This window comes from Enterocloster sp. (assembly GCF_057861365.1).
The window spans coordinates 355,527-370,428 of the sequence record NZ_DBMACH010000001.1 but is presented as its reverse complement, the minus strand read 5'-3'; the positions used below and the strand labels follow the sequence as shown (position 1 = coordinate 370,428).

Annotated in this window: 11 protein-coding genes and 1 riboswitch; all 11 genes read right to left on the bottom strand. The window is 46.5% G+C overall.

The window, feature by feature from the left end; genetic code table 11:
• Positions 1-13 precede the first annotated feature (13 nt).
• Entirely contained in the window at positions 14-808 is a 795-nt protein-coding gene (locus tag ACZM6M_RS01830) for an ABC transporter ATP-binding protein (protein ID WP_296035247.1), read from the bottom strand.
• Positions 805-1,821, bottom strand: coding sequence for a FecCD family ABC transporter permease (locus ACZM6M_RS01825; RefSeq protein ID WP_317439153.1), 1,017 nt, complete (start codon positions 1,819-1,821; stop codon positions 805-807). The genes ACZM6M_RS01830 and ACZM6M_RS01825 overlap by 4 nt, the downstream gene beginning before the upstream one ends.
• A 50-nt stretch (positions 1,822-1,871) precedes the next feature.
• The gene (locus ACZM6M_RS01820) at positions 1,872-2,906 is read right to left on the bottom strand and encodes an ABC transporter substrate-binding protein (RefSeq protein ID WP_296035242.1); all 1,035 of its coding nucleotides are present in this window, start codon (positions 2,904-2,906) and stop codon (positions 1,872-1,874) included.
• Positions 2,907-2,946: 40 nt separating this feature from the next.
• A riboswitch (cobalamin riboswitch) is annotated at positions 2,947-3,156 on the bottom strand.
• Positions 3,157-3,247: 91 nt separating this feature from the next.
• Positions 3,248-4,210, bottom strand: a complete 963-nt coding sequence (locus tag ACZM6M_RS01815; protein ID WP_337433407.1) for an ROK family protein — start codon at positions 4,208-4,210, stop codon at positions 3,248-3,250.
• 39 nt (positions 4,211-4,249) lie between these two features.
• The gene (locus ACZM6M_RS01810) at positions 4,250-5,893 is read right to left on the bottom strand and encodes a hypothetical protein (RefSeq protein WP_418496608.1); all 1,644 of its coding nucleotides are present in this window, start codon (positions 5,891-5,893) and stop codon (positions 4,250-4,252) included.
• 15 nt (positions 5,894-5,908) lie between these two features.
• Positions 5,909-6,745: a carbohydrate ABC transporter permease gene (locus tag ACZM6M_RS01805; RefSeq protein ID WP_066546680.1), complete on the bottom strand. Its 837-nt coding sequence runs from the start codon at positions 6,743-6,745 to the stop codon at positions 5,909-5,911.
• Positions 6,745-7,632 (bottom strand): carbohydrate ABC transporter permease, encoded by an 888-nt coding sequence (locus ACZM6M_RS01800; protein WP_066546670.1) that lies wholly within the window; start codon positions 7,630-7,632, stop codon positions 6,745-6,747. Before ACZM6M_RS01800 ends, ACZM6M_RS01805 begins: the two co-directional genes overlap by 1 nt.
• Before the next feature lie 24 nt (positions 7,633-7,656).
• Positions 7,657-8,760 carry a beta-galactosidase BglB gene (gene bglB / locus ACZM6M_RS01795; RefSeq protein WP_066546667.1) on the bottom strand — a complete coding sequence of 368 codons (1,104 nt, stop codon included), beginning with the start codon at positions 8,758-8,760 and terminating at the stop codon, positions 7,657-7,659.
• A gap of 234 nt (positions 8,761-8,994) precedes the next feature.
• Positions 8,995-10,317 (bottom strand): ABC transporter substrate-binding protein, encoded by a 1,323-nt coding sequence (locus ACZM6M_RS01790; protein ID WP_066546664.1) that lies wholly within the window; start codon positions 10,315-10,317, stop codon positions 8,995-8,997.
• A gap of 169 nt (positions 10,318-10,486) precedes the next feature.
• Positions 10,487-13,705, bottom strand: a complete 3,219-nt coding sequence (locus ACZM6M_RS01785) for an alpha-mannosidase (protein ID WP_489489448.1) — start codon at positions 13,703-13,705, stop codon at positions 10,487-10,489.
• 34 nt (positions 13,706-13,739) lie between these two features.
• Positions 13,740-14,894 carry an MFS transporter gene (locus ACZM6M_RS01780; protein WP_337933944.1) on the bottom strand — a complete coding sequence of 385 codons (1,155 nt, stop codon included), beginning with the start codon at positions 14,892-14,894 and terminating at the stop codon, positions 13,740-13,742.
• Positions 14,895-14,902: the final 8 nt, after the last annotated feature.

Below are 14,902 nucleotides of genomic sequence, written 5' to 3'. Positions count from 1 at the left end.
CCTTACTGCAATTTTAACGCCTTATTAACGGAGCACTCCCATCAAACAGCCTGAAATCCCTCTCACCGTTCGCTGTCATATGGGCTTCTCCTTCTATTCCAAAGACCTCACGGGTCCGAGCAGAATTCAGCACATTCAGAGGATCGCCAGCCTCCAGAATTCTCCCATCCTTCATCAGACATACCTTCTGACAATAATGGGAGGCCAGACGCAGATCATGAAGTACTATCAGAACCGTCCTTTTGCACTGTCTGAGGTATTCCATAAGAAACAGCTGATGACAGATATCCAGATGATTGGTCGGTTCATCCAGGATCAGCGTCTCTGCTCCCTGTGCAATGGCTCTGGCAATAAATACCATTTTCCGCTCCCCGCCAGACAGCGAAAGGATACTTCTGTCCTTTAAATGCAGAATTCCCAGCTCATCTAATGCCTCTGAAACCACTGTCTGTGCAGTTTTCGATTCTGCCGGCCGCTTTCTGTCTCTGTTTTCAGATCTGGCATACATTGCCATAGATACCACATCCCACACAGAAAAATCAAATACGCAGCCTGCTTCCTGACCTACATAGCCGATCAGAGACGCCAGTTTCCTGTGAGAAAGAGATGCCGCTTCCCATTCTCCGATAAAAACCTTACCCTCCGCTGGCTTTATCAGTCCCATCGCTGTTTTTATCAGGGTGGACTTTCCGCATCCGTTGGGTCCTATAATTCCTGTGACCCTTCCTTCCTCTGTACACAGATCTGCCCCTTTTACAATCTCTTTTCCACCAATACGCACGTGGATTCCATCAAAACGAAGTATCATGTATTTCCACCCCCATATCCATTTCGTATCATAAGGTATAAAAAGAAAGGCGCTCCTGCAAAAGCTGTTACAATACCAAGGGGCAGTTCAGCAGCGCCAAAAAGACTTCTGGCCAGAGCATCTGCCCAGATCAGATAAATCCCTCCTCCCAGAGCACTTAAAGGTATAATCACCCGGTTCGTGCTGGTTCCGGAAAGAATACGGGCCATATGAGGTACCACGAGTCCCACAAAACCGATAATTCCCGTAACAGACACCAGCGATGCCACTACAATCGAGCAGAACCCAAACATCAGAGAACGGAAATGCTTTACAGATAATCCCAGAGCGGCCGCATCCTCATCTCCCATCATCATCATATCAAAATAACGGCTGCAAACAGTAAATATCACTGTTCCAGATAAAACGCCAGCTGCCGGAAGAGCAAGATTTTTCCACTGTGCCGCCGCGATGCTTCCCATCTGCCAGTTATATACAGCAGCAATACTCTCCGGGCTTTTTGCCAGAAAAATAACAAAACTGGTTACTGCGCTCATCACCGCATTGACAGCCGTTCCCGACAAAATAAGGGGCACAGGCCGTATCATTCCTCCCCCTGCCGTTTTCGCCATAAAATAAACAGTGCCGGCAGATAAAAGCGCGCCCAAAAAAGCCGCCGCAGTCGTCTGAAAGGGACCGGAAAGTAGTGAAATCGGAAGCAAAAGCGCACAGGCAGCTCCTGCAGATGCTCCTGATGAAATCCCCAGAATATAAGGATCGCCAACAGGATTCAGCACCAGAGCCTGCATAGCCGCTCCGCAGACAGAAAGACCTGCTCCGCAAAGAAGACCGAACAGAACTCTGGGCAGCCGGATATTCCATACAATCTGAAAATGAGGTACGGACCATTTTCCTGCCTTTAAACCTTCTCCTCCGTAAAAAAACTGATCCATACAGATCTCAAAAACTTCCTTTATCGGAATCTCTGTAGATCCGATATGAATCGTCCACAGAACAGATCCTAAAAGAACCATTGTCAGCACAGGAAAGAGGAGGCGCTGTCTCCCCCTCTTTCCCTGCCGTCCTACTGGAAACATTCCGGATGGAAGGTTTCAGCAAATGTACGGCAGGCTTTGGCAGCCCGTACATCCTGCATTACTTCCACCAGCGGAATCACAAGATACTTTTTATTTTTTACTGCCGGAATCTCGGATAAAGCCGGATTCGTATCTAAAAATTCTTTCTTCTCATCTACCGTCTGAGCGCCATAATCATTGATGATAATCCAGTCGGGATTCGTTTCCACCAGCGTTTCCACACTTGTATTGAACCATCTGGCTTCATCCATATTACGGGTACAGTTGATCCCTCCCGCCAGCTCAATCAGGTTGCTCTGCAGTCCCTTTGAGGTTGTGTAAATTTCATTTCCCTTAAATGTATCAAGAACAAATACCTTCGGTTTTTCATTCTCCGGTACAGAAGAAACTGCTTTTTGTGTCTCTTCAATCTGAGAACGGATATCCTCTATCAGTTCTTCCGCCCGGTCCTCTACCTTAAATATTTTTCCCAGATTTTCTATATCTGTATAAATATGTTCTACCGTTTCATCCGGTACAATCGTACCTGTAATTGTAAGACACTGGATTCCCTTGCTTTCTAACTGGTCATAGCTTCCCCAGGCAGATTCCTTAAAAGCACTTACCTGACCAATCACAAGATCCGTTCCTAAAGCCACTGCATTTTCATGGGATTTCTCCACCTCCGGAATCGCAGCAAATTCGTCCTCCAACTCCGGAAGAGGGCGCTCTGCCGGATTCGCCGGAGCAATACGTCCAACTACACGGTCTCCCAACCCCAGCATAACCATATTTTCTGCTGCATAAAGATTCGCACAAAGTACCTTTTGCGGCATCTTTGTAAATGTGATTTCCCGTTCTCCATTTACAATGGTTACAGGCTCATAAGCTCCGTCAGAGCTGCTCTGGGATTCTGAAACGGCTGCACTCGTTTCCTGTACTGCCTGAGAATCACCCTGATTGCTTCCCTGTGCACCACAGCCGCCTATCATGGCAGCACTCAGGACAAGGATCACTGTTTTTACCAGTTTTTTCTGTTTCATGTTCTTTCCCTCCGAAAGTATATGATCCCGTATGCATTTTATGCATCCTCTCATGGCAGCAGGTCTCCTGGCTTAAATTCATCCTCCGTCTTTGCCTTCCCAGCTTTTATGCCAGTGACATATCTAAAGACTTCGTCCTTCAGTACAGTAGCGGGGGCTGCGCCGTTTTTTAAGAAGCTGTCGGCTCTGCTTCTTCTAGGTCCGGCTTCCCTGTCAGGCCTTTTCAGGCACTGCCATATATAACAGCAGCCCTGTTTACAACCTTAAAACGGTATGTAAACAGGGCCGTGTACGGGTCAAAGCTATTATATCAGCTTTTCATCATATGTCAAAATTTTTCCTTAGTTTTTGCTCATCTGCTCATTTAAGCAGGCCGCTCCTATGATGCCTGCCCCATTTCCAAGCTCTGCTAACACGATACGGGTGTTTTTCTCTGAAGCTCTGGAATAAATCTTCGGAGCTGTTTTCTCCCTTACAGGAGCAAGGAGGGCTTCCCCGGCTCCGCTTAAGCCTCCGCCGATGCAAAGCACCTCCGGCTGAAGGATATTGATGATATTGGCAATTCCGTCCGATAAATCCTCTGTAAAACTGTCCAATACCTCACAGGCCGTCGGATCTCCTTTTTTAGAAGCCTCAAAGATGATCCTGCCATTTACTTCTGAGAGATTTCTTCCGCAAAGGTTCCAAAGCATAGATGTTTCACAATGCTCCATTGCCTCCTTTGCACGGCTCACCAGAGCGGTAGCAGAAGCATAGGCCTCCAGACAGCCTCTCCGCCCGCAGGTACAGGGGCGTCCATTCTGATGGATCACCATATGGCCCAGCTCTCCGGCTGCCCCATTGTGGCCTTCTAAAATCTTTCCATTTAAAATAATGCCTCCGCCGACTCCGGTTCCCAGGGTTACGGCTGTCATGGAACGGCTTCCCCGTCCCGCACCGGCCAGATATTCGCCCCAGGCGGCTGCCTTGGCGTCATTTTCCCCATAAACCGGGCATGGGAAAAGCTCCTTTAACATTTTAAGAAAAGGAACGTTTTCAAAACCAAAGTTATTGGCATACTCGATACAGTCCGTTTCCTTATTTACCGTTCCCGGAATGCCGATCCCCACACTTTCCACATCCTGAAAGGTAAGTCCCTGTTCCTTTAAAAGCCGGTATGCCAGATGGTAAATAGCCTCTGCCAGCTCTCCGGCAGGCCTTGGCAGGCCCGTGGGTTCCTGAATGGACGGCCCCAGCACTCTGTTTTCATCTACCAGTCCGGCAGCGATTTTTGTTCCCCCAAGATCAATTCCGATTCTCAGCATATTGTTTCCCCTTTATGTATTCATAGATTATGATCTGGTTTATTTTACCATAAGGGAGAAATGCTTTTCAAGAGGGGTATAGCCGTTTGCATACACCGTATAACCGGCGCTGTTAATCTCTTCTCCTGAATAATGCCCCTTAAAAGAGTGCTCTCCAAAACCGGGGCCGATCTCCACGGTTGTTAAACCGTCATGAATTTCCAGATACCCATCCTTTAATATCATGCTCTCTCCGGCACCTGCCTCCAGTGCAAAGGCCGGATGCTCGATGGAAACGCCTGCCGGAATACAGATTTCCAGCCGTAAGGGAAGACGATCCAGGCCCTCTGCCTTTAAGTTAAGCTCCAGACCCTGCTCCTTTTCCCGGATCTCAAGAGTTGTCTTTAACCGGCTGCTGATAAGCTTTTCCCGCTTGCTCTGATCCATTTTCCACCAGTCAGAGGTATCCTGCTTTTCCTTAAAGGGCAGATAATACCAGCTCTGTGCCTCCGCCTCCAGGCGGCAGCCATCGGGCAGCTCCTCTATGGTCTGAGGAATGAAATTGCGGATGTCACAGCAGCTCTCTCCAATTTTTACGCAGAGTGTGGTTCCTTTGGATTTGAAATACAAAAATGCACTCTTTCCGTTTAACACAGTATAAGTATAAGAGGGCTTTCTTACCCGGAGTACGCCTGCATGGCGGAAAAACTTGCGGTATTCCTCCAAAAATCCGTATTCCTCAAAATGATATCCCATCATTTCATCATGGTTCATCACAATGTGCAGACAGTCGGGAGCCAGATCTCCGCGCTCCATATTGTCCTTTATAATCTTGTGGGCAGCCCCGTCAAAGGCAGGATTTTTCTCTCTGCTGCACATATAGAGATACTGGTAAAAATATTTATCCGCATATTCCAACTTTCCCTGATCCTGTCTGGTAGAATTCTGGGTAAAAATGGTATCGTCCGGATCCATGTAGGTCAGCATCATGGAAAGGTTGCGCTCCACATAGCCTAAAAATGCCTCGTCACCTGTTTCCTGATACATGGCCATCATGGCATTGTTTACCACTGCATTATAATTTCCCGTGGACCGCTCCGCATACTCTCCGTCCTCGTCTCCGTCAATGCCCTCTGCCAGATACTGTTCTGCCCGGTTTTTAAGCCCTGCGGCAAACTCTTTTTCTGCGGCAAAGAGATTGGAGCCCTGAAGAAGAGCCGCTGCGATCCCCCATCGATGGTTCGGCGTATGAAAGCCCCCCTCACGGATTGCATCCAGAGCCTTATGCATAATGGTTAAATACTTTTCCTTTAAAACTGTAATAGCCTCATCAGCGGGATTCCCATATTTTACCAGAAGACGGTAGGCTGCAATCAGCCGTTTGAAACAGAAGGAAGTATCTGCTGCTGATTTAAAGTTGCAGGAGGGATAGTCAAAGCTTCCGTCCTCTCTCTGGGTTCTGGCAATAAAATCAAGGGCCAGATCCACTGCCTGATACAGCTCCTTACTCTTATAAAAGCAGCTGTCCTCATGGAAATACACAGCCAGGGCAGAAGCCAGGGCATAGATCGTCGGCTTTGCCTCCCAGATATCTCCTTTGATCCCTCCGTACTGCAGGGAGGCAGGATTTTTCACCTGACTTCCCATAAACTGTCTTGTTCTGTATTCTGCTCCCTTCAGCAGATGCGCCATATAACGTTCCATTATAAGCCTCCGTTTTTAGCCCTTTACACCGCTGGCAGCCAGGCCGCCGGTGATATAACGCTGTAAGATAATGAAAATAACGATAATAGGAAGGATAGATAAAATAGAAGCTGCCAAAATGGAGTTCCAGTCCACACCCATGGTTCCGATATAGCTCTTGATCGCGATCTGGATGGTAAAATTTTCCTGATCGGAAAGCACCATCAGAGGCAGAATATAATCATTCCAACGCCACATAAAGGAGAAGATCGTCAATGTAATGGTAACTGAAGATCCCAGGGGAAGCATGATGGAGCGGAAAATCCGAAACTCGGAAGCGCCGTCCAGTCTTGCAGACTCTGCAAGCTCCAAGGGAATGGACATATAGTGCTGTCTGTACATGAAAATACCTGTTGTGGTGGTTACAACCGGAAGGATGCAGCCCCAGATATTATTGTAAAGCCCCATTTCACTGACTACGGTAAACTGTGCGATGGTCAGGATCTCTCCGGGGATCAAGGTTCCTAACAGGAATACGGCAAATACCTTATTCACATAGGGGATCTCCTTGCGGTAGATGGCAAGAGCATAGCCGCACATGGCACTGATCACAACAGTGATCACGGTACCTACCACTGCCAGAAAGAGACTGTTTTTTACATAGTTAAAAAATCCGTCTGCCACTACGCTGATATAGGATTCACCGGTAGGAGCCTGCGGGAAAAGATGTAAGGGATAGGCAAACAGCTCGGAAGAAGGCTTAAATGAGCTGAATCCCAGCCAGATGATCGGGAAAACCATGAGTCCTGCTACTGCCAGTCCTAAAACGGTCATACAGATGGTTTCTACTTTGCGCTTTGCTGATCCTTCCATTATACTTCACCTCCGCCTTGGGTTGCTTTAAACTGTATCACTGCGATCACGATAAACAGAAGGCTGATAAGAATGCCTGCTGCGGAAGCGTATCCGTACTTATACTGATTAAAGCCCTGATCAAAAATGTACTGTACCATATATGTAGTCGAGGAGCCGGGTCCTCCAAGAGAAATACCCTGTACCAGCGCGTATTCCTTTAAAAGAGATACGGTAGAAAGAAGGAGTACGATAAAAGTAGTGGGCATCAGAAGGGGAAGTGTGATATTGGTAAATGCCTGGATCTTCTTTGCACCGTCTACACTTGCTGCCTCATACAGCTCCCGGTTGATATTATTGATACCGCCTACATATAAAAGCATATAGTATCCTGCTGAAATCCAGTTGGATGCCACACTGATCACCACTGTTGCCAAAATGGGATTTAAAGACCACTGAAGAGGATCGATTCCCATTTTCTGTAAAATAAAATTGATCAGACCGTATTCCTGTCCGAACATCCAGTTAATTGTAATACCTGCTACCAGAGCCGATAAAAGAACCGGGATGTAGATCAGGGTACGCATCAGTGTCTTTCCCTTTACCAATCTGGAGGTAACAAGTGCTGCTAAAAGCAGGGGAATAGCAATCTTAAAGGGCAGGTTGCAGACTGTATATAAAAGAGTCCGTCCTACTGTCTTATAAAAATCTCCATCCTTTAAAATATCCGTATAGTTCTTTAAACCAATTACATCCATGGTCTTCCAACCATCATAATTAGTGAATGAAAACCAGATGCTTAAAACCAGAGGCACCAAGAAAAATACTGCAAATAATGCCAGCGATGGAAGTACGAACAGCCAAAAGCTGTGCGTATGGCAGAATGACTGCCTTCTACTCTTTTTCATATCGATTTCCTCCTTGATCCTTCCTTAAAAATCACTTATATGCTTCCTGCATTCCATAAAGAAAAGCATGGCCAGAGCCTGTCCGTATGGCATTGGCTTAAGCTCAATCTCTTTGTAGAAATCCTTTGTTTCACGTCCCATAGGTGTTCCGTAGGATACCTGGTTTACAACGCCGGTCTCATCGGTGTATTCCATAATGGGTTCAAGAGCCTTAAGAGCAGCTTCCACCCAGTCTGTTTCTGCCAGTCCCAGTTCAGCCCCCTTTAAAATGCCATACGCAAATCCACAGGTAGCACTGGACTCTACATAAGAGGTCTTATCATCAATGAGCGTATGCCACATTCCTGTAGGCTCCTGATACTGGATCAGAGCTTCTGCCTGGCGCTTCCAGGTTTCTTTTAAGAACTTTTCCACGCTTGGACTGCAGGGACAAAGATCTAAAAACTCCGGGATCGCCGCTGTGATCCAGCAGTTTCCTCTGCCCCAGAAGGCTGCTGCAAAATGGCTCTTTTCCTTAAAGGACCAGCCGTGATACCAGAGGCCTGTTTTGCGGTCCGTGAGATATTTGATATGAAGCAGGAACTGATATTCTGCCTCATCCTGATATTTCTTTTCTCCCAGGATCCGGCCCATATTTGCCAGGAACAGAACCGTCATAAATAATGTGTCATCCCACAGTTCACCCTCATTTAAGGTATCTGAAGTAATATGCTGAAGGCCTCCCTCTTTTGTCCTTGGAAAATCTGCATAGATCCATGCTGCCCATTCCCGGCAGACCTCCATGTATCGCTCGTTGTCTGTTTCCTCTGCCACAAAAGACATGGCTAAAAGAGGCGTCACCGTATTTACATTCTTGGAAGGAAGCCCGATTTTTAACTGCCTCTCATAATAAGAGGTCAGGATATTCATATATCTCTCATCTTTCGTCTCCTTGTAGAGTTTCCATACTCCATAAAGGCCTACGCCCTGAGTCCACTCCCAAAACTGATACCGCCTGATATCATCGCCGGCCAGACTCCGTGTCTTCATCCCCTCCATAAACTGGGAATCCTCTTCGTAAAGAACCTTTTCAAAGCTGTTAAGATACAGATCAATGTAACGGTCAATATCTGCTGCTGTGTATTTCATCCTCTCGCTCCTTTCATCGGAAGGCGTTCCTCGCTTCCATCACTTTCTGGATTTATCTTAACACTTTGATAAGTCAATTTCTACATTTATTTTGTCTTTTAGGTATAATAATATCGCATATTTTGCTTTATGCGCAGGTTTTTGCTTTTTTATTCTACCAGCAATCCATCCTCTCTGCAACAAAAAAACAGCCCATTCCCCAAAAAAGAATGGACCGTTTTTCGTCTGGTATAATTAGTATGCCATACTCCAGTTGGAAGCCTCAGACAGCTGCTTTGCAAATCCGTCCAGAGCCTCTTTTGCTGTGATCTCTCCGGATACAGCGCGCTTTAATGCATCTCTGTACTCATTATCCTTGTAATTTCTCCAGGAAGAACTCTCATCTGTCATAAATGTATCGGTTACATAAGCGGTCTCGCCCTGCATCAGCGCAAAGTCTTCCTTTGCCTTGTCAGTCTCAGGCTCATAAGCAACATCGTTCATAACAGACAGACCCTTGTGAAGCTGCAGGTACTCCTTGTAGTGTTCCTCTTCAAACAGCCACTGTACGAACTGCTTTGCCAGCTCCGAATTCTTTCCGTTCTGAGGAATTGCAAGAGCTGCGCCGCCGATGATGGAAGACTGGCACTCGCTTCCCTTTGGAGAAGGCATTACGCCGAAATCAAACTTGGAAATTTCATTTGTGAAGGTGTTGTAGTTCCAGGAACCGGATAACAGGATCGCTGCATCTCCGTTCTTGAAGTACTCAACCGGGTTATCTGTGGTGCCGCCTGCCCAGATTGCCTTTGGCATTACTTCGTTGTTCGCCTGCACAAAACGCTCCAGGGTTGCAATGTTTTCAGGGCTGTTTACGGTTACCTTAAAGCTGTCCCCATCCTTTTCTACCAGAGAACCGCCGTTTGCATACATCATGATATCGTAACGTGCTCTTGATACGTCAGCTGCAAAGCCATACTTTACGCCGCCCTTTTCCTGAAGCACTGCGGCATTCTCATACAGCTGCTCCCAGGTCCATGGATTTTCCGGTGTAGGAGCTTCAATGCCTGCTGCAGCAAAAGCATCCTTATTATAGAAGACACAGGTCGTTGTAAACTGCTCTGTAATACCTGTAATCGCGTCGGAAGAATAGGACTTGCCTACGATATTCAGCGCAGACTGGTTAAATTTGGAAAGATCAACCACATCTTCCATGTTTACGAACTCATCCGGATAGATCTGATGAAGGAAAGTAGTGGAAACAATGTCCGGAAGGTCTTTATTCTTAGCCATAGCCGGGAACTTGCTTCTCATATCATCATGGGAAATAATGATCTTTTTGATCGTGTTCCCGCTTTCCTCCGCCCAATGGTTTAAAACGTTTCCAAGAGCATCCTGCTCTCCCGGCTCCTCAGAAAGCATAACAGAAAGAGTCTGTCCTGTGATAGGGCCTGAACTTTCTGCTGCCGCTGCTGTCTCTCCTCCTTTTTTTGCGGAATCAGAACCGCCGCAGGCTGTCAGCGCTGCTGCCATAGACAAGGTAAGAACGCCTGCCAATGCTCTTGCTGCTTTCTTCTTCATAATAATGTCCTCCTTAATACTTCTTGTTTTTGCATTTCCTCGTAACTGCTTTTGATAAACCCATAGTATCATTTTAATCCATCAATTTCAACACTGTTTTTGCCTTTTTTGATATATAATATTGTATATATTGCTTTTTAGTTCTATCTTTGCTCTTATAATCCTGGTTTTACCTGCAGCACTTTGGTGTAAGGCGAATAGAGAAAATTTCATATGGCTTCATCTCAAACTCCAGAGTCTGTCCCTTCTGCACCAGTTCTGTCTCTGAAACAAAGGACTGTGTCTTTTGATCCGTCTGCTCCATCAGATCACAGACTGCCGCATCAAAATCAGAAAATAACGGAAATACCAGATGTACCCTGGTACGCATTCCATATGCCTCATACAGCCGAATGATCAGGTCATCGCCCTCTTCTGCCTTCTTTACTGTATCTGCAAAAATATTTTCCTCGGAAATCTGAAGGAAGGACCATTCTCCCTTTTTGATTCCGCTCTGTTTCTGTACGGTCAGAGGACAATTTAAGTCGTACGCCTCCTGAATCACTCGTCCTCTTCTGAAATCTCCCCTGTGGGGATAGAGGGAATATGTAAACTCATGCAGTCCCTGATCTGCCTGGGGATCCGGGAAAATTCCGGATTTGATCAGAGTCAGGCTCATGACGGAATCATGGATGTCACATCCATATTTACAGTCATTTAAAACAGCGGCTCCGTACCCATACTCGGACAGATCCATCCACTTATGGGCGCATACCTCAAAACGTGCCTGATCCCAGGTCGTATTTTGATGAACCGGACGCTTCACATTTCCAAACTGAATCTCAAAATCTGCCTCATTGCTCTGTATATCAAGGGGGAACGAAGTTCTTAAAAGAAGCTGGCTCTCTCTCCAGTCTGCCTTTGTCTTAAAATCGATCCTGGCGGTATGGGAATAAAAACAGATCCTCTGCTCTAAAACAGAATCCAGAAAATGACGGCGGATCAAAAGGCTGCCTCTCACAGGCCCGTTTTCTTCCAGGTAAAACTCCGTAACCCCTCCGAATTTCCATTTCTTTTCTCTGTATCCAGCGTCAATATTCCAGGCATCAAACTCCATGGGACGGTCCTCATATACAATAAGCTCATTTCCCACAGCACCTTTTTTTAACAGCTCTCTGGATTCTCTCAGATCCCGTATGCAGCTGATCTCTCCCTGTGGGTCAAATTCCATATGGAAAAAGGGTGTATCCAGACTGATGGGCCAGCCCCGTTCATCGGTTACAAGACTGCGGATCACCGGCTCCTCTGCCTGTATATCGAATACACTGTTTTCATATACTCCAAGGCCTTTGGAAGGAGCATCCTTTACCAGAATCAGCATACCGCCTTCCCCTGTTCTCTGTATGATCATTCCCTCCGGACAACCCCCTTTCAGACCATTTTCTGCCCATCGGGCCTCTTCTGCCGAAAGCTCTGCTGCAGAAGTCCGGCGAAAGCTTAATGGATTAAAGACAGCCAATCCCTCTTTATTATTTCCATTTTCCTTTAATGAGGACAAAATGGCTTTTCCTGCCCCTTCTGCAATTCTTCCGGCTGATCTGAGGATTTCTTCATACTGGACAGCTGAGTCCTCATACACATCCTTTATGGATGAACCGGGCAGAATGTCGTGAAACTGGTTTAAAAGCAAAAGCTTCCAGTTCTTTTCCAGCTCTTTTTCAGGATACTCATATCCATTTCCCAATCCATTTGCCAAAACGGAATAAAACTCTGCATCTGCCATCATAAATTCACAGATCCGGTTATACTTCTTATTTTTTGCCTGAGAGGTATATGTTCCTCTATGAAATTCCAGATACAATTCTCCGCTCCAGGAAGGAAGACAGTTTCGGTCCATCTTGTTTTCCAAAATATGGAAGAAGTCTTTTACAAAGGTCTGACGTACACAGGGTACACCCACAACGCCGTTTTCCATTCTGCGGCTCTGCTCCAGCATTTCCTCTGTAGGACCTCCGCCTCCGTCCCCATATCCGTAGCAGGTTAAAACATCACAGCTTGTTTCCTTGTTCTGGTATCTCTGCCAGGTTCCCTTAATCTGGCTGGGATTCTGAAGTCCGTTGTAGGTGGTGCTTCCGTTTGGCATATCCTTAAGACTGCATCCGGGAAGATAATTTCTGGTTGTGATCAGATGGGTCAGAACCTGGCTTCCGTCAATTCCCTTCCACATAAAGGTATCATAGGGAAATACATTGTACTCATTCCAGCCAAGCTTTGTTGTCATAAAATAGGAAAGGCCTGATTTTTTCATGATCTGCGGCATGGCTGCACTGTAGCCGAACACATCAGGCAGCCAGAGCACTTCCTGTTTTTGAGCTCCCAGTTCCTTTTCAAAAAAACGTTTTCCGTAGAGAATATGGCGGATCAATGACTCACCGGAAGCCAGATTACAGTCCGGTTCCAGCCACATTCCTCCTTCTGCCTCCCAGCGTCCCTCGTGAATCTTTTCTTTGATCTTCTCAAACAGCTCCGGAGCTTCCTCCTTTACAAACGCATAAAGCTGAGGCTGGCTGGACATAAATTTATATTCCGGGTACTGTTCCATCAGATTCAGTACCGTTTGAAAGCTGCGGACTGCCTTCTGCCTGGTCTGTCTCAAAGGCCATTTCCACGCCACATCAATGTGGGTATGTCCAATGGAGTGAACGGTTACCCGACTGCTGCGGCATATATCTGGCAAATTTTTTTTCACATATTCCCGCACTTCCCTTACAGACTGATAAAATTCCTCTGAACCGGGCTTTCTCAAGTCCAGACCGGAAATGGCGGTATTTAAAAATTTCATGGCCTCAATGCGATCCAGATCCTCCTCGAAACAAAGCTCTGCCGCCTCAAAAGGAACCTTTAAATCATAGTACAGATCTGCGATTTCCCTGTCATAAACAGCGGCTTTCAGATGGAAAAAGTTTGTCGAATTTTCACTGTTGGAATAGGCATAAAATACCAGTTCAAAAACCTCTGCCTCCTCCGCCTCTTCTGCCAAGATCAAATCCTGATGGTTCATATCCATGGTTCCCGATAAAATCCCGTTTTTATATGCCATAATCTGAGGATTATCTGTATTCCATATATCATCTGCACCCGTGTTCAGAGTCACCCGTACTTCTTTTCCCGCCCATTCCTTTCGTATCACAACCTTTGTCCTGAACCAGAAATGTCGGTCCCTTCCTCCCCATGTTTCACAAGCTCCAAAAGACATCCATCCGTCTTTCAGCTGATCTGCATCCAGCTTCTCTGAAAAATGATAATCGCCCGGACGGATTTCCACCTCTGTCAGTTCTTCACTGAAACGGCAGCGCCACTGTCTCAAACTGTCTAAAATCGGCCGTATTCTGTTTCTCATTACATCCATCTGCCCGTTCTCCCTTTTCTATTTTCATTTTTCCTCAATTTCTTTTCAAACTTCTTGCGAGCCTCAGATACAAACCATAAAAAACAGCCATAGCCACAGGAAGGATCATAAAGCTGCTGCCATACCCCCACTTGGAGGAAACTGCGCCAAAGAGCAGATTAAACACAATATCTGCTACCGTAGCTGCACTGATGATAACGCCTGTACGGGTGGCTGCGGTCTGAACCGGATAAATCTGCTGGATCAAAAGCACCATGGTGGGATACAAAATCGCCAGCGCAAAGCCTGATGCTCCCAGAACCCATACGCCGCTCTCTCCCAGGATACAGCCGGCGCAGAACATCACCGTTCCGATGCCGCCAAAGAGCTTCATGCTCTTTACCGCGCCCATTTTCTGAACCACGGGAGCAAACATCAGACGTCCTGCCGTCATGCCGCCCCAGAACAGGGACAGGCTTGCAGAAGCGCTGGAGGCTTCCATGGAAAATGCAGAGATACAGTAGGACATCAGCCAGTTCATGATGCCGTGTTCCCCAATAAAATAACAGCCCATCATGGCAATAAAAATCCAGAATATCTTTGAATCCGGCTCTTTTTTAAAAATTTCCTTCTCCTGCTCCTTTTCCTCTCCCTGTTTTGGGATCTTTAAAAAGAAAAACAGGACAATTACCAGAAAGGCCACTGCCAAAAGGGCAGCGTTAATCCATTTCCATCCTGCATAGTGGAAGGCGTATCTTCCCAGCAGAAGCTGGCTTCCGCTGGTACCGATCCCCTGGATAAAAAACAGCACATTTACCATAAGGCCCGCATATCCTGCGAACACCGCCGGAGTCAATATATTGACCGTAGTATTTAAAAGGGTGGATGCTCCCAGAGCAAAAAACATGGATACCAGAATCCATATATAGCTGTCGGACACCAGATTTAGGGCAACTGCTCCCGCCCAGACAGCCGTTACCGCCACAGCCACATTCTTTCTGGGAAACAGATCCAGAAGCTTCCCTCCGATGCTTAAAAACAGCAAATTTCCCACATAACTGATGGTGACGATCAACGAAAGCTGGCTCCCGTTTAAATCGTACCGTTCCTGGAACACAGGGGCAAAGATCCCCCGAAGGGCGTCATTTGCTCCAAGACCTGCCATTAAAAAAGCAAAGCATAAAAATGCAATCCACTTTGTTCGTTTCATTTTCTGTT